Here is a 14,562-nt window from a genome sequence, read left to right as displayed (position 1 = left end):
GCGCCCCGCGCCTTATGGGGTACCATGGGGGCACGATGCGCGTCTTGGGGCGGAGGATCTACTGGCGCTGGTACGGGGAGGTCCTCCTGGAGGGGGGCGTGACCTTGCGCATGACCGGGGACGTGGCCAAGTGGCTGAGGCCCGGGGATAGGGTGAGGCTTCGCACCGAGTTCAAGAAGCCCGTCCTCGGCTTTGACGAGTACGCCCTCGAGGCCGCCTTCCCCCTCTGGCCCCCCTTCGCCAAGACCCTGGAGCACGTGCGGGAAAGCCCCTTTGGGGGCGAGGCCTACCGCTACCGCCTGAAGGTGCGGGAGGCCACCTACGAGGGGGATTACGAGGCCATCGCCGAGCTGGAGCAGTTCCACTACGCCTCGGAGAAGGAGGTGGTGGCCCTCTGGGTCTGCACCCAGTGCCAGAAGACCCTCCCCGCCAACGCCAGGCCCCTCTGCGACTGCGGCGGGGAGGCGAGGCTTAAAGAGATCCGGGGCTCCACCCCGGCGAGCCGCTTTCTGGTGCTGGAGCTTGCGGAGCGCCTCCCCTTTGAGCCCAGGATCCTGGGCTACCTCCGCCTAGACCCCCCTATCCCCCGGATGCACCGAAGGACCCCCGAGGGCGTGGAGCGGGACATCCGGGAAAGGATCTTCCCCCGGGACTGGTTCCACCCCACTTACGAGGGCGGGGCGGACTGGCAGAGGGCCCTGGACCGGGTGAACACCGCTGCCGCCCGCATCGCCCGGGTGGTGGTCCACCCCGACTACCGCTCCGAGGGGTTTGGGGCCCTTCTCGTGCGGGTGGCCCTGGAGTGGGCGAAGGAGCGGGGGGCGCCTGAAGCCAGGCGGGAGAAGCACCTCGTCTACACCATCGCCCAGATGGCCCGCTACCACCCCTTCTTTGAGAAGGTGGGGTTCCGCTACCTCTTTGACACCGCCTCGGGAAGGCCCGTCCTCTTCTACCCCCTCACGGAGGAGGCCGAGGCCCACCTGGAGCGCTTCCTCCGGGAGGACCCCTACGCCAAGGCCCACGGGGGAAGGCTCTATAAGCCCCGGTTCGGGCGGGTCCCGGGGCTTCCTGGCCCGATCCGCCTGAGGGGCGTCCACAAGGCCTACCGGAGCCACCTGGACCTAGAGGGCCTTTCCCGGGAGGTTCAGGAGGCCCTCCTCGCCTTCGGGGTGAAGGCCCGGGTGGTGGAGCGGGCGGTGCTCCGGGGGGCGAGCCTGGAGATCCCCCCGGGAAGCCTCGTGGTCCTGGCGGGGGCGAGCGGGGCGGGGAAGACCACCCTCCTAAGGCTGCTCCTTGGCGAGGCGCCGGATGCCGGGGAGGTGGCGGTGCCCCCGGGGAGGCGGGTGGCCTACATCCCGGGGGAGAGGGAGGTGGACCTGGGGGAGGACCCCATCCTCGAGGCCGTTTACCGGAGGCTAAAGGACGTGGGGGCGGCCATAGAGGTGCTGAACCGGGTGGGCCTCTCCGACGCCGTGCTTTACCGGGCAAGGCCCCATGAGCTTTCCACCGGGCAGAGGGAGCGCTTCCGCTTGGCCCTCCTCCTCGCGGAAAGGCCCGACCTCCTCCTCATAGACGAGTTCGCCGCCCACCTGGACGTGCCCACGGCGCGGCGGGTGGCCCTGGGCCTGGGGAAGCTCTGCCGGGAGGCGGGGGTCACCCTGGTGGCCGCCACCCACCGGCCCGAGGTGGTGGCCGCCCTGGACCCCGACCTCCTCGTCTACGTGGGCTACGGGGGGCTTACCACCGTACCTCGGAGAGGTCCACGAACATGACCCGGCCCGGGCGCCTGGGCACGTGGAGGGGCTTCTCGTAGCGGAAGGCGTTTTCCAGGACCCAGGCGTAGAGGGGCTCGTCCTTGGCGTAGGCCCGGAGGAAGGCCTCCTCCGCCAGGTGCTTCTCCTGGTGGGCGAGGAGCTCCTCCACGCTGAAAGGCCCCTCCACCCCCACGAGGTCCGCCTGGCCGATGAGCCTCCCCCCGCTCACGATGCCCAAGGGCCCCCGGTGGCGGGTTTTGCGCCTGCGGATCTCCCAGACCTTCCTCCCGTCCACGATGAGGCTGGCGTAGGGTTCCCGGACGATGAGGCCGAGCTTGGGCCTTTCCACCCCCTCATTGTAGAGTGGGGGGCGTGGCGTGCCCTAAGGAAGGGCCAAAGGAGAAGAAGGCCCGGGCCCGGGAGGTCTTAAAGGCCCTCAAGGCCGCCTACCCCGGGGCCCGCACGGAGCTTAGGCACGAGAACCCCTTCCAGCTCCTCGTGGCCACGGTCCTCTCCGCCCAGGCCACCGATAAAAGCGTGAACGAGGCCACCCCGGCCCTCTTCGCCCGCTTTCCCGACGCCAAGGCCCTGGCGGAGGCCACCCCCGAGGAGGTGGAGCCCTACATCCGCCGCATCGGGCTTTACCGCACCAAGGCGAAGAACCTCGTGGCCCTGGCGAGGAGGCTCGTGGAGGAGTACGGGGGAGAGGTGCCCAAGGAGAAGGAGGCCCTCATGCGCCTTCCCGGGGTGGGCTGGAAGACGGCCACCGTGGTGCTGGGGGCGGCCTTTGGGGTGCCGGGGATCGCCGTGGACACCCACGTGGCCCGCCTCGCCAGGAGGCTCTGCTTCTCCGAGGCCAAGGCCCCGGAGAGGATCGGGAAGGACCTCGAGGCCCTCTTCCCCAAGGAGGACTGGGTCTTCGTCCACCACGCCCTCGTCCTCCACGGCCGCTACGTCTGCACCGCAAGGAGGCCCCGCTGCCGGGCCTGCGTCCTTGCGCCCTACTGCCCGAGCCGCGAGGCCTGATCTCGGAGGAGGCCTTCGTGCGCGCGCCCGTCTACCGCTTCCTCCTCGCCGGCTTTCTCTGGTCCTTCGGGGCCAACCTCGTCTACTTCTTCCTCAACTTCCACCTCGAGGCCTTGGGCTTTTCCCGCCAGGCCATCGGCCTGGCCCAGGCGGTGGTCCTCCTCTCCGGGGTGGCCTTCGCCTGGCCCCTCGCCCGGCTCATCCCCCGGGTGGGGTATGTGCGGAGCCTGGAGCTCGCCTTCCTCCTCGGCGTGGGCGGAGGGGTCCTTTTGGGCCTTGGGCTTTTCGTCTTCCCCGGCCTCGCCCTCTACGGCCTGGCGGGGGCCTTGGTCCAGGGGGCGGCGGCTCCCCTCCTCGCCCGCCTCGTCCCCGAGGAAAGGCGGGTGGCCTTCTTCAGCCTCCAGGCCGCCCTCACCACGGCAAGCGGCTTCTTCTCCACCCTGCTTGCGGGCTACCTCTCGGACCTCCTTGGGGCGCGGTGGGTCCTCCTTTTCGCCCTCCCCTTCTTCGCCCTCGCCTACCCCTTGGTCCGGGGGCTTCCCCGGGGGGGCGGGGAGGGGAAGCCCTTCCGCTTCCGCGGCCGGTTTAGGGCTTGGCTCCGCCTCCTTTTGCCCCAGGTGGTCATCGGCTTCGGGGCGGGGCTCGTCATCCCCTTCCTGAACCTCTTCCTCAAGGAGAAGTTCGGCCTCTCCTACGGGACCACGGGCCTCCTCTTCGCCCTCTCCTCCCTGGCCACGGGGGCGGCCATGCTCCTCCAGCCCTTCCTCGCCGGGAGGCTCGGGCGGCTTGGGGCCATCGTCTTCGTCCAGGCCCTCTCCCTGCCCTTCCTCGCCGCCTTGGCCTGGGCCCCATGGCTTCCCCTGGTCACCCTCGCCCTCCTCATCCGGGGGGCCCTGATGAACGCCGCCGGGCCCGTCTACGCCGCCTTGGTCATGGACTACCTGACCGAGGAGGAGCGCCCCGGCTTCTTCCTCCTGGAAAGCGCCCTCTGGAGCCTCCTCTTCGCCCTGGGAAGCGCCCTCTCCGGGGCGGTGCAGGAGGCCCTGGGCCTCAAGGCCTTTGACCTCCTCTTCGGGGGGACCCTGGCCCTCTACGCCCTGGGCATCCTGCTCTGGCCCTGGGCCTTCCGGGGGCTTGAGCGGGTAGACTGAGGTCCGATGCGGACGAACCTCTCCGTGGAGGAAGCCCTGGAGGCGGTCCTCGAGGCGGCCCAGGGGGAGCTAGCCGTGGAGGAGCTCCCCCTAAAGGAGGCCTTTGGCCGCGTCCTGGCCGAGGACCTGGCCTCCCTGGTGGACCATCCCGACCAGGACGACACCGCCATAGACGGCTACGCCTGCCGGGCGGAGGACACCCTGGGGGCCTCCCCCGAGGCCCCGGTGCGCCTCAGGGTCGTCGGCGAGGCCCCCGCGGGCAGGCCCTTCCCCGGCGAGGTGGGGCGGGGCGAGGCCGTGGCCGTCTACACCGGGGCCCCCATCCCCAAGGGGGCGGACGCGGTGGTGCGCGTGGAGGACACGAGGCGGGAAGGGGACGAGGTCCTCCTCTTCGCTCCGGCAAGCCCCAAGGACATCCGCCCCAAGGGGGACGACCTCCGGCGGGGGGAGGTGTACTTAAGGCGGGGGGACCTCCTCACCCCGGGGAGGCTCGGCCTGGCGGCGGCCATGGGCCACCCCCGCCTAAAGGTCTTCCGGAAGCCCCGGGTGGGGATCCTCTCCACGGGGGACGAGGTGGTGGAGCCGGGGGAGCCCCTGCCCTTTGGCGGGGTGTACAACTCCAACGCCTACAGCCTCCTGGGCCTGGTCCTCGAGGCGGGCGGGGAGCCCGTCCTCCTGGGCAAGGTGCCGGACCAGCCCGAAGCGGTGCTGGAGAGGCTTGAGGGCGCGGGGCCCTTGGACCTCCTCCTCACCTCGGGGGGCGTGTCCATGGGGGAGTACGACGTGGTGCGCAAGGTCTTGGAGCGCCACGGGGAGGTGGTCTTCTGGAAGGTGCGGCAGCAGCCCGGGGGACCCCTCCTCTTCGCCAGGCTAGGGGGGCTTCCCGTTCTCGGCCTTCCCGGGAACCCGGTCTCCAGCATGGTGACCTTCTTCCTTTACGGAAGGCCCTTCCTCTACAAGCTCCTCCAGCGCACTGAGCCCCCCTACGGCCGCCTCGAGGCCCGGGCCCTCACCCCCTTCAAGGGGGCCAAGGGGAAGAAGGTCTTCCGCCGGGGGGTGCTCTCCGTGGCCGAAAAGACGGTGCGGAGCACGGGGAACCAGAGTAGTGGGGTCCTCCGCTCCATGGCCTTCGGCAACGCCCTGGTGGTCCTTCCCCCGGACCGGGACGCCCGGGAGGGGGAGGAGGTGGAGGTCATCCCCTTGACTTTCGTGCCCTAGTTCACTAAGCTAGTAAGGTTTACGGGCGCTACCCCCCTTTTCGGGCGCAGGTGGGCCCGGAAAGGCAGAGCATGGAGTTTAAAGACTTTCCCCTGAAGCCAGAAATCCTGGAAGCCCTCCACGGGCGCGGCCTCACCACCCCCACCCCCATCCAGGCGGCGGCGCTCCCCTTGGCCCTGGAGGGCAAGGACCTCATCGGCCAGGCCCGCACCGGCACCGGCAAGACCCTGGCCTTCGCCCTCCCCATCGCCGAAAGGCTTGCGCCAAGCCAGGAGAGGGGGCGGAAGCCCCGGGCCCTCGTCCTCACCCCCACGCGGGAGCTCGCCCTCCAGGTGGCCTCCGAGCTCACCGCCGTGGCCCCCCACCTGAAGGTGGTGGCCGTCTACGGGGGCACCGGGTACGGCAAGCAGAAGGAGGCCCTCCTCCGGGGGGCGGACGCGGTGGTGGCCACCCCGGGGCGGGCCCTGGACTACCTGCGGCAGGGGGTCTTGGACCTCTCCCGGGTGGAGGTCGCCGTCTTGGACGAGGCGGACGAGATGCTCTCCATGGGCTTTGAGGAGGAGGTGGAGGCCCTCCTTTCCGCCACGCCCCCTTCCCGCCAGACCCTCCTCTTCTCCGCTACCCTCCCCTCCTGGGCCAAGAGGCTCGCCGAGCGCTACATGAAAAACCCCGTCCTCATCAACGTCATCAAGGACGAGCCCGTCACCTACGAGGAGGAAGCGGTCCCGGCCCCGGTGCGGGGGCGGCTTGAGGTCCTCTCCGACCTTCTTTACGTGGCCTCCCCCGATCGGGCCATGGTCTTCACCCGGACCAAGGCGGAGACGGAGGAGATCGCCCAAGGCCTTTTGCGCTTGGGCCACCTGGCCCAGGCCCTCCACGGGGACCTCTCCCAGGGCGAGCGGGAACGGGTCCTGGGGGCCTTCCGCCAAGGGGAGGTGCGGGTCCTGGTGGCCACGGACGTGGCCGCCCGCGGCCTGGACATCCCCCAGGTGGACCTGGTGGTGCACTACCGCCTGCCCGACCGGGCGGAGGCCTACCAGCACCGCTCGGGCCGCACGGGCCGGGCGGGCCGGGGAGGGCGGGTCGTCCTCCTCTACGGGCCCAGGGAGCGCCGGGACGTGGAGGCCTTGGAGCGGGCGGTGGGGCGCCGCTTCAAGCGGGTGAACCCCCCTACCCCGGAGGAGGTCCTCGAGGCCAAGTGGCGCCACCTTTTGGCCCGCCTCGCCCGGGTGCCGGAGAAGGACTACCGGCTCCACCTGGACTTTGCGGGCCGCCTCTTCAGCGAGGGGCGGGTGGAGGTGGTGGCCGCCCTCCTCGCCCTCCTCCTGGGCGGGGCGCCCAAGGAGAAGAGCCTCCTCACCGGGGAGGAGGGGTGGCGCACCTACAAGGCCACGGGGCCGAGGCTCTCCCTGCCCCGGCTCGTGGCCCTCTTGAAGGGGCAGGGCCTCGAGGTGGGCAAGATCGCTGAGGCCGAAGGGGGCCTGTACGTGGACCTCCGCCCCGAGGCCCGGCCGGAGGTGGCCGGCCTCCGGCTGGAGCCCGCCAGGAGGGTGGAGGGCCTCTTGGAGATCCCTTCCCGCACGAGGCGCCCGGCCAGGGCGTAGGTACCCCTTTCCCGTGGGTTCTTCGCCCGGGCCAGGGCGAAGAAAAGCCCCGCCTCCCGAAGGGGCGGGGCCTTGGTGCGCCCGGAGGGATTCGAACCCCCGGCCTAGGGCTTAGGAAGCCCCCGCTCTATCCTGCTGAGCTACGGGCGCCCACAGGGAGGGATTGTACACCCTTCCTCCAAGGGAGGCAAGCCCGGCCCGCCGGGGTATAGTTTCACTGGCGGAGGGGGTTCCCCGCCAGGAGGAAGGATGAAGGAGACGCGGGACCTAGAGACCCTTTCGGTGAACGCCATCCGCTTCCTGGCCATTGACGCGGTGGAGAAGGCGCGAAGCGGCCACCCCGGGATGCCCATGGGCATGGCGCCCCTGGCCTACCTCCTCTTCCGGGAGGTCATGCGCCACAACCCCTTAGACCCCGACTGGCCCGACCGGGACCGGTTCGTCCTCTCGGCCGGACACGGGTCCATGCTCCTCTACGCCGTCCTCCACCTCACGGGCTACGACCTTCCCCTGGAGGAGCTGAAAAGCTTCCGCCAGTGGGGGTCCAAGACCCCGGGCCACCCCGAGCGCGGCCACACCCCGGGGGTGGAGGTGACCACGGGGCCCTTGGGGCAGGGGATCTCCACCGCCGTGGGGCTTGCCCTGGCGGAAAGGAAGCTCGCCGCCGAGTTCAACCGCCCGGGGCACGTGGTGGTGGACCACTACACCTACGTCCTCGCCTCGGACGGGGACCTGATGGAGGGGGTCTCCGGGGAGGCCGCCTCCTTGGCGGGGCACTGGGGCCTCTCCAAGCTCATCGTCTTCTGGGACGACAACCGCATCTCCATTGACGGCCCCACGGACCTCGCCTTCACCGAGGACGTGCTCGCCCGTTACCGGGCCTACGGCTGGCAGACCCTTAGGGTGGAGGACGTGAACGACCTCGAGGCCCTCCGCAAGGCCATCAAGCTCGCCAAGCTGGACGAGCGCCCCACCCTCATCGCCGTGCGGAGCCACATCGGCTTCGGCTCCCCCAAGCAGGACTCCGCCAAGGCCCACGGGGAGCCCTTGGGCCCGGAGGCGGTGGAGGCCACCCGGAGGAACCTGGGCTGGCCCTACCCGCCCTTCGTGGTGCCCGAGGAGGTCTACCGCCACATGGACATGCGGGAGAAGGGGCGGGCCTGGCAGGAGGCCTGGGAAAAGGCCCTCGAGGCCTACGCCCGGGCGTACCCGGACCTCCACCAGGAGCTCATGCGGCGCCTGCGAGGGGAGCTTCCGCCCTTGCCCGAAGAGCCCCCATCCTTTGACAAGCCCATCGCCACCCGGGCGGCGAGCGGCCGGGCCCTGAACCTCCTCGCCCCCCGCCTCCCCGAGCTCCTTGGGGGAAGCGCCGACCTCACCCCCTCCAACAACACCAAGGCCGAGGGGATGGAGGACTTCTCCCGGGCGAACCCTTTGGGCCGCTATCTCCACTTCGGGGTGCGGGAGCACGCCATGGGGGCCATCCTGAACGGCCTCAACCTCCACGGGGGGTATCGGGCCTACGGCGGGACCTTCCTCGTCTTCTCCGACTACATGCGCCCCGCCATCCGCCTCGCCGCCCTCATGGGGGTTCCCACGGTCTTCGTCTTCACCCACGACTCCATTGCCCTGGGCGAGGACGGCCCCACCCACCAGCCCGTGGAGCACCTCATGTCCCTCAGGGCCATGCCCAACCTCTTTGTGATCCGCCCCGCGGACGCCTACGAGACCTTCTACGCCTGGCTCGTGGCCCTGAGGCGTAAGGAAGGCCCCACCGCCCTCGTCCTCACCCGCCAGGCGGTGCCCCTCCTCTCCCCGGAGAAGGCCAGGGGGCTTTTGCGGGGAGGCTACGTCCTGGAGGACGTGGAGGAGCCCCAAGGGGTCCTCGTGGCCACGGGGAGCGAGGTGCACCTGGCCCTTAGGGCCCAGGCCCTCCTCCGGGAGAAGGGGGTGCGGGTCCGGGTGGTGAGCCTGCCTTCCTTTGAGCTCTTCGCCGCCCAGCCCGAGGCCTACCGGAAGGAGGTCCTGCCCCCGGGGCTTCCGGTGGTGGCCGTGGAGGCGGGGGCCAGCCTGGGGTGGGAGCGGTACGCCCACAAGGTGGTGGCCCTGGACCGCTTCGGGGCCAGCGCCCCCTACCCCGAGGTCTACGAGCGGCTCGGCTTCACCCCGGAGAGGGTGGCGGAGGCCTTCCTCTCCCTGGTGTAAAAGGGCGGGATTTACCGGGGGAAGGCCCCCGGGGGAGGGGCTTAGGCTAGGGGCATGGGGGAGGCGTTTCGCAAAGCCGAGGCGGCCATCTACCTCTTCGCCGGGCTCCTCGTGGTCCTGGGGGCGGTCTACGTCTTGGGCGAGGCCCTGGTCCAGGGCGTGGGGCTTTTCCTGGGGGGCGGGGGGAGCAAGGTGGCCGTCTTCCTCCTGGACCGGGTGCTCCTCGCCCTGATGATGGCCGAGATCCTCTACACCCTCGTCCGCTTCGCCCGGGAGGGGCAGCTTCAGGTGGAGCCCTTCCTCGTCATCGGCCTCATCGCCGGGGTGCGGCGGATCCTCGTGGTCACCGCCGAGGGGTTGCAGAAGTTCTCCTTCTCCCTTCAGGACCCCGGCTTCCAGGCGGTTTTGGCGGAGCTTCTCCTCCTCTCCCTCATGGTGCTGACCCTGGCCTGGGCCTACCGCCTGGTGCGCGGGGTATAGTGGGACCCGTGCGGTTCGCGCCCTCCATTCTCACGGCGGACCTGGCGAGGCTAGGGGAGGCCATAAGGGAGGCGGAGGCGGCCGGGGTGGACTGGATCCACCTGGACGTGATGGACGGGGTCTTCGTCCCCAACCTCACCTTCGGGCCCCTCCTCGTGGAGGCGGTCAGGCGGGTCACCTCCTTGCCCCTGGACGTTCACCTCATGATCGTAAAGCCGGAGCGCTACCTCGAGGACTTCGCCCAAGCCGGGGCGGACCACATCACCGTGCACTTTGAGGCCACCTACCACCCCCACCGGGCGGTGCAGAAGGTGAAGGAGCTGGGAAAGAAGGCGGGGCTCGCCGTGAACCCGGGGACGCCCCTGGAGGCCTTTGAACCCCTGCTCCCGGATCTGGACCTGGCCCTCCTCATGAGCGTCAACCCCGGCTTCGGCGGCCAGCGCTACCTCCCCACGGCCACGGAGAGGCTCCGGCGCCTCAAGGCCATGCGGGACCGGTTGAACCCCGCCTGCCTCATCGTGGTGGACGGCGGCATCAACCGGGACACCGTGGCCGAAGCCCGGCGGGCGGGGGCGGACGTGGCCGTGGCGGGGAGCGCCCTCTTCAACGACAAACCCGTGGCGGAGAACCTGAAGGCCCTCCGCCTCGCCCTGCTGGGCTAAGGCCACCCCATGCCGGCGCAAGCGGGGGTATGGACGGGGCCTGCCCGGCGAGGCTTACGGCCTTGGGCGCCCCAGGACGAGGGTCCAGTACCCTTCCCGCCCCCAGAGCCCCGCGTGGACGAAGCGGGGGTCCATGAGGTTGGCGCAGTGGCCGGGGCTTTCCGCCCAGGCGCGGAGGGCCGCCTCCGCCTGGGCGGGGCCGTAGGCCACGTTCTCGCCCAGGGCGGACCAGAGGTACCCTTCCCGCTCCACCCGCTCCCGGACGGTGGAGCCGTCCGTGCCCACGTGCCCCAGGAAGCCGTGGGCGGCCATGTCCTCCGTGTGGGCCCTGGCCGCGGCCGTGAGCCTGGCGTCCCAGGCCAGGGGAGGGGCCGCGGGGTGGTAGACGCCCCCGCAGGTGCGCCCCTCGGCCCGGATCCGGTTCAGGGCCTCGAGGACGGGGTCGGCCCCCTGTCCGGCGCAGGCGGGGAGGAGGGCGAGGAGAAGGAGGAGGCGCACGCCTAAAGGGTAACAGAAGGCCCGCCCTTTTGGGCGGGCCCTTCGCGCTGGTCGGGGAGGCCGGATTTGAACCGACGACCCCACGCACCCCAAGCGTGTGCGCTACCAGGCTGCGCTACTCCCCGGCGCGCAAAGGTTAGTCTAGCCCTCTTCCGGGCCCCCGTCAAGTAGACTTCGGGCATGGAGATCAAGGACCTGAAGCGCCTCGCCCGCTACAACCCGGAGAAGATGGCCAAGATCCCCGTCTTCCAGTCGGAGCGGATGCTCTACGACCTCTACGCCCTCCTTCCGGGCCAGGCCCAGAAGGTGCACGTCCACGAGGGCTCGGACAAGGTCTACTACGCCCTGGAAGGGGAGGTGGTGGTGCGGGTGGGGGAGGAGGAGGCCCTCCTTGCCCCCGGCATGGCCGCCTTCGCCCCGGCGGGCGCCCCCCACGGGGTGCGGAACGAGTCGGCAAGCCCCGCCCTGCTCCTCGTGGTCACGGCCCCGAGGCCCTGAGAAACGAGGGCAAGCCCTTTGGGAAAGCTCCTTGAAGGGCCTTTTGGACCTGGTAAAATTCCCCCATGGAGACCGCCATCACCCGCATGCTGGGCATCCGCTACCCCATCGTGGCCGCGCCCATGTTCCTGGTGTCCAACGCGCCCCTCCTCCAGGCGGTGGCCGAGGCCGGGGGGATCGGGGTGATCCCCAGCCTCAACTTCCGCACCCACCAGGCCTTCCGGGAGTTCCTGGAGAGCTTCCCTGAAGGGGTGCCCTTCGGGGTGAACCTCATCCTGAAGGGCAACCCCCGCCTCGAGGAGGACCTGGAGGCGGTGGTGGAGCGCCGGGTTCCCCTCGTGGTCACCTCCCTGGGGGACCCCACCCGGGTGGTGGAGCGGGTCAAGGCCTACGGCGGCGTGGTCTGGTGCGACGTGGTGGGCCTGAGGCACGGGAGGAAGGCGGTGGAGGCCGGGGCGGACGCCCTGGTGGCCGTGGCCTGCGGGGCCGGGGGGCACGCCGGGAGGGTGAGCCCCTTCGTCCTCGGGCCTTGGCTTAGGGAGGAGCTCGGGGTGCCCGTCCTCATCGCCGGGGGGATCGCCACGGGGAGGCAGGTCCTCGCGGCCTTGGCCCTGGGGGACGGGGTCTACATCGGCACCCGCTTCATCGCCACCCTGGAGTCGGGGGCGCCCTTGGAGTACAAGGAGGCCCTCCTGCGCGCCCAGCCGGAGGACATAGAGTACACCCCCGAGGTCACCGGGGTGCCCGCCAACTTCCTCAGGGAGTCCCTGGAGCGGTTCCGTCAGGGCGGGGGGAAGGCCTGGAAGGAGGTCTACTCCGCCGGGCACGGGGTGGCCTTCATCCGGGAGATCCCCTCGGCCAAGGAGGTGGTGGCCCGCCTGGTGGAGGAGTACCGGGCGGCGAAGGCCGGGCTTCCGTGAATGGAGAAGGCCCTCGCGGTCCTTTTGCTCCCGGAGTTCAGCGAGCTGGAGGCGGCCTTGGCCTTGGAGGCGGCGAGGCGCCTCGGGCTTCCCGCCTACACCGTGGCCAAGGGGCGGAAGGGCACCTTGGCCCTCGCGGGCTCCGTCTGGACCCCCACCTACGCCTTCCCCGCGGCCCCACAGCCTAGGGCCCTGGTGATCCCGGGGGCGAGGCGGCCTAGGGAGAGGGCCCGGGACCCCGCCTACCTGGCCTTCCTGGAGGAGGTCTGGGAGGGCTTGGAGGCCGTCTTCGTGGGCTTCAACGCCCACCTCTTTCTGGAGGAGGCGGGCAGGCTTCCCGAGGCGGTGGCGGCCCCTTCCGGGCTTGGCCTCGAGGCCCGGGGCCACCGGGTGGTGGCCTCCCCCTGGCACCGGGAAGGGCGGGTCTACACGACCCGGGGGGGGCTTTACCTCCTCGAGGCCCTGGGGGCCTGGATGGGGCGGCCAATTCTCCTTGTAGACTAGGTGCCATGGCCGTGCGCGAGTACCAGAAAAAAAGGCGGCGGGAGCGGATCTTCCGCGCCGCCATGGAGCTTTTCCGCAACCGGGGCTTCCAGGAGACCACGGCCACGGAGATCGCCAAGGCGGCCCACGTCTCCCGGGGCACCTTCTTCAACTACTACCCCTACAAGGAGGCGGTGCTTCTGGACTACGGGAGCCAGCTCCTCGCCGGCCTGCGGGAGGAGGTGCGGCGCCTCCTCGCCCAGGGCAGGGAGCCCGTGGAGGTCCTGCGCCACCTCTTCCGCGTCCTGGCCGAGGGGACGGCGCGGGAGAAGGACCTCCTCCTGCCCATGTTCTACGAGCTCCTCAACCCCGACCCCGTGCGGGCCCGGGCGGCCTTTGAGGCCTTGCCCCTGGGGGACCTGATCGCCGAGATCCTGAAGCCCCTTAGGGAGCAGGGGGTGCTGCGCCAGGACTTCTCCCTGGAGCGCATGGGCCGCACCTTGGCCGACCTCTACTTCCTCTCCGCCCTGCGCTGGGCCGCCTACACCCCGGGGCGGGACCTGGCCGAGGAGCTGGAGAAGAACCTCAGGCTCCTCCTCGAGGGGATGCTGGTCAGGGAAGCCCCCGCGCCCGGAGGGCTTTGAGGGCGGCCTCCCGCTCGTTCCAGGGCAGGGCCACCTGGCCCCGCTCCAAGGTGGCCTCGTGCCCCTTGCCGGCGAGCAGGACCGTGTCCCCGGGGCGGGCCTCGAGGATGGCCTTGAGGATGGCCTCCTCCCGGTCGGGGACGAGCTCGTAGACCCCGCCCTCGGCCCGGGCCGCCTGGGCCATGGCCTCCAGGATGGCGAAGAGGTCCTCGCCCCGGTGGTCCTCCTCGGTGAAGAAGGTCTTGTCCGCGAGGCGGGCCGCCACCCGGCCGATGTCCACGCGCCGCTGGGGGTCCCGCTCCCCGGCCGCCCCCACCACCAAAAGGAGCCTCCCCGGGGTGGTGGGGCGGAGGGTCTTCAGGGCGGCCTCCAGGCTCTTCCCGGTGTGGGCGAAGTCAATGACCACGCGGAAGGGGGCCTTGAGGACCACCTCCATCCGGCCCGGCACCCCGGGGAAGGTGGCGAGGCCCTCCAGCACCGCCTCGAGGCCCACCCCCAGGGCCAGGGCGGCGGCGCTTGCGGCGAGGGCGTTTTCCAGGTTGTAGGCCCCGAGGAGGGGCAAGAAGGCCTCCCCTGACCCCCAGGGGGTGTGGAGGCGGAAGGCCAGGCCCTCCGGGGTTTCCCGAAGCCCCTCCGCATAGACCTCCCCTCCCTCCCCGAAGCTCAGGTGGGGCCTCTGGGCGAGCCGGGGGAAGTGGGGGAGGCTACGGGCGAGGACGGCGAGGTCCGACCGCTCCACCAGGAGGGCCTTGGCCCGGAAGTAGGCCTCGGCGGTGCCGTGGAAGTCCAGGTGGTCGTCGGGGTAGAAGTTCACGAAGACCCCCACCCGGAAGGTGAGGCCCTCCACCCGCTTCAGGGCCAGGGCGTGGCTGGAGACCTCCAGCACGGCGCTTTTCAGGCCGCGGTCCGCCGCCTCCCGGAGGAAGGCGTAGACCTCGGGGGCTTCCGGGGTGGTGAAGTGGCCCACGGGGGGGCGGGCCTCCTCGCCCAGGCGGAGGCCCACGGTGGAGAGGAGGGCGCTTCCGCCCTGGGCCCGCTTTAGGAGGTGGTGGAGGAGGCTTGCCGTGGTGCTCTTGCCCTTGGACCCCGTGACCCCCACGAGGAGGAGCTTCCGGTCCGGCTCCCCGTGGAAGCGCCGGGCCAGGAGGGCGAGGGCCTGGCGGCCGTCGGCCACCTGGAGGTAGGGGACGGGGAGGGCGAGGGGCCTTTCCCCCACCACGGCCACCGCCCCCCGGGCCAGGGCCTCGGGGACGAAGTCGTGCCCGTCCAGGGGCTTCCGGTGGGGGAGGGGAACCCCGGGTACGGCCACGAAGACGAAGCCGGGCTCCACCCGCCTCGAGTCCAGGGTGAGGCCCCTGACGGGCACCTCCGGGGCTTCCTTCCCGAAGAGGGCGAAGAGCTCCTTCAAGGTGGGCATGG

General features: G+C 71.0%; 15 protein-coding genes and 2 tRNA genes. 12 read left to right on the top strand and 5 right to left on the bottom strand.

The window, feature by feature from the left end:
* Nucleotides 1-35 precede the first annotated feature (35 nt).
* Entirely contained in the window at nucleotides 36-1,772 is a 1,737-nt protein-coding gene (locus tag TTH_RS00600; protein ID WP_164926018.1) for a GNAT family N-acetyltransferase, read from the top strand.
* Here TTH_RS00600 and TTH_RS00595 read toward each other — a convergent pair.
* On the bottom strand, nucleotides 1,738-2,103 hold the full coding sequence (locus TTH_RS00595; RefSeq protein WP_011174243.1) for an ASCH domain-containing protein: 366 nt from the start codon (nucleotides 2,101-2,103) through the stop codon (nucleotides 1,738-1,740). The genes TTH_RS00600 and TTH_RS00595 overlap by 35 nt on opposite strands.
* Nucleotides 2,104-2,117: 14 nt before the next feature.
* On the opposite strand from TTH_RS00595, the gene nth reads away from it, so the two are divergent.
* The 4 genes from nth (at nucleotide 2,118) to TTH_RS00575 (ending at nucleotide 6,753) form a co-directional block, all read left to right on the top strand.
* Nucleotides 2,118-2,780, top strand: a complete 663-nt coding sequence (gene nth, locus TTH_RS00590; protein WP_011227718.1) for an endonuclease III — start codon at nucleotides 2,118-2,120, stop codon at nucleotides 2,778-2,780.
* A gap of 17 nt (nucleotides 2,781-2,797) precedes the next feature.
* The gene (locus TTH_RS00585; RefSeq protein ID WP_011174245.1) at nucleotides 2,798-3,931 is read left to right on the top strand and encodes an MFS transporter; all 1,134 of its coding nucleotides are present in this window, start codon (nucleotides 2,798-2,800) and stop codon (nucleotides 3,929-3,931) included.
* A 6-nt stretch (nucleotides 3,932-3,937) separates the two neighbouring features.
* The gene (locus TTH_RS00580; protein WP_011227717.1) at nucleotides 3,938-5,149 is read left to right on the top strand and encodes a molybdopterin molybdotransferase MoeA; all 1,212 of its coding nucleotides are present in this window, start codon (nucleotides 3,938-3,940) and stop codon (nucleotides 5,147-5,149) included.
* A 71-nt stretch (nucleotides 5,150-5,220) separates the two neighbouring features.
* The gene (locus TTH_RS00575; protein ID WP_164926017.1) at nucleotides 5,221-6,753 is read left to right on the top strand and encodes a DEAD/DEAH box helicase; all 1,533 of its coding nucleotides are present in this window, start codon (nucleotides 5,221-5,223) and stop codon (nucleotides 6,751-6,753) included.
* Between the two features lie 73 nt (nucleotides 6,754-6,826).
* Here the strand turns inward: TTH_RS00575 and TTH_RS00570 are convergent.
* Nucleotides 6,827-6,903, bottom strand: a tRNA-Arg gene (locus TTH_RS00570).
* A 99-nt stretch (nucleotides 6,904-7,002) separates the two neighbouring features.
* Between TTH_RS00570 and tkt the strand changes: the two genes are divergently transcribed.
* Genes tkt through rpe form a run of 3 tightly spaced genes read left to right on the top strand, consistent with a single transcriptional unit; the run spans nucleotide 7,003 to nucleotide 10,100 of the window.
* Nucleotides 7,003-8,958 carry a transketolase gene (gene tkt, locus TTH_RS00565; RefSeq protein WP_011227715.1) on the top strand — a complete coding sequence of 652 codons (1,956 nt, stop codon included), beginning with the start codon at nucleotides 7,003-7,005 and terminating at the stop codon, nucleotides 8,956-8,958.
* 54 nt (nucleotides 8,959-9,012) lie between these two features.
* The gene (locus TTH_RS00560) at nucleotides 9,013-9,438 is read left to right on the top strand and encodes a phosphate-starvation-inducible PsiE family protein (protein WP_011227714.1); all 426 of its coding nucleotides are present in this window, start codon (nucleotides 9,013-9,015) and stop codon (nucleotides 9,436-9,438) included.
* Nucleotides 9,438-10,100, top strand: coding sequence for a ribulose-phosphate 3-epimerase (rpe, locus tag TTH_RS00555; protein ID WP_011174250.1), 663 nt, complete (start codon nucleotides 9,438-9,440; stop codon nucleotides 10,098-10,100). Before TTH_RS00560 ends, rpe begins: the two co-directional genes overlap by 1 nt.
* A gap of 54 nt (nucleotides 10,101-10,154) precedes the next feature.
* On the opposite strand, the gene TTH_RS00550 is transcribed toward rpe, so the two are convergent.
* On the bottom strand, nucleotides 10,155-10,598 hold the full coding sequence (locus TTH_RS00550) for a CAP domain-containing protein (protein ID WP_224065218.1): 444 nt from the start codon (nucleotides 10,596-10,598) through the stop codon (nucleotides 10,155-10,157).
* A 48-nt stretch (nucleotides 10,599-10,646) separates the two neighbouring features.
* Nucleotides 10,647-10,723: transfer RNA gene (locus TTH_RS00545), tRNA-Pro, on the bottom strand.
* Between the two features lie 55 nt (nucleotides 10,724-10,778).
* Here TTH_RS00545 and TTH_RS00540 point away from each other — a divergent pair.
* The 4 genes from TTH_RS00540 (at nucleotide 10,779) to fadR (ending at nucleotide 13,143) form a co-directional block, all read left to right on the top strand.
* A complete protein-coding gene (locus tag TTH_RS00540) occupies nucleotides 10,779-11,096 on the top strand; it encodes a cupin domain-containing protein (RefSeq protein WP_011174252.1) in 318 nt (105 codons plus the stop codon).
* Between the two features lie 65 nt (nucleotides 11,097-11,161).
* Nucleotides 11,162-12,016 carry an NAD(P)H-dependent flavin oxidoreductase gene (locus tag TTH_RS00535; protein ID WP_011174253.1) on the top strand — a complete coding sequence of 285 codons (855 nt, stop codon included), beginning with the start codon at nucleotides 11,162-11,164 and terminating at the stop codon, nucleotides 12,014-12,016.
* On the top strand, nucleotides 12,017-12,520 hold the full coding sequence (locus TTH_RS00530; protein ID WP_011227712.1) for a type 1 glutamine amidotransferase family protein: 504 nt from the start codon (nucleotides 12,017-12,019) through the stop codon (nucleotides 12,518-12,520). It abuts the gene before it with no gap.
* Between the two features lie 5 nt (nucleotides 12,521-12,525).
* A complete protein-coding gene (gene fadR / locus TTH_RS00525; RefSeq protein WP_011227711.1) occupies nucleotides 12,526-13,143 on the top strand; it encodes a TetR family transcriptional regulator FadR in 618 nt (205 codons plus the stop codon).
* On the opposite strand, the gene TTH_RS00520 is transcribed toward fadR, so the two are convergent.
* Nucleotides 13,112-14,560, bottom strand: a complete 1,449-nt coding sequence (locus TTH_RS00520; protein ID WP_011227710.1) for a Mur ligase family protein — start codon at nucleotides 14,558-14,560, stop codon at nucleotides 13,112-13,114. The genes fadR and TTH_RS00520 overlap by 32 nt on opposite strands.
* Between the last annotated feature and the right edge of the window lie 2 nt (nucleotides 14,561-14,562).

The sequence above is a fragment of the Thermus thermophilus HB8 genome (assembly GCF_000091545.1).
In the GTDB taxonomy this organism is placed as follows: Bacteria; Deinococcota; Deinococci; order Deinococcales; family Thermaceae; genus Thermus; species Thermus thermophilus.
This window is presented reverse-complemented; position numbering and strand designations above follow the sequence as displayed.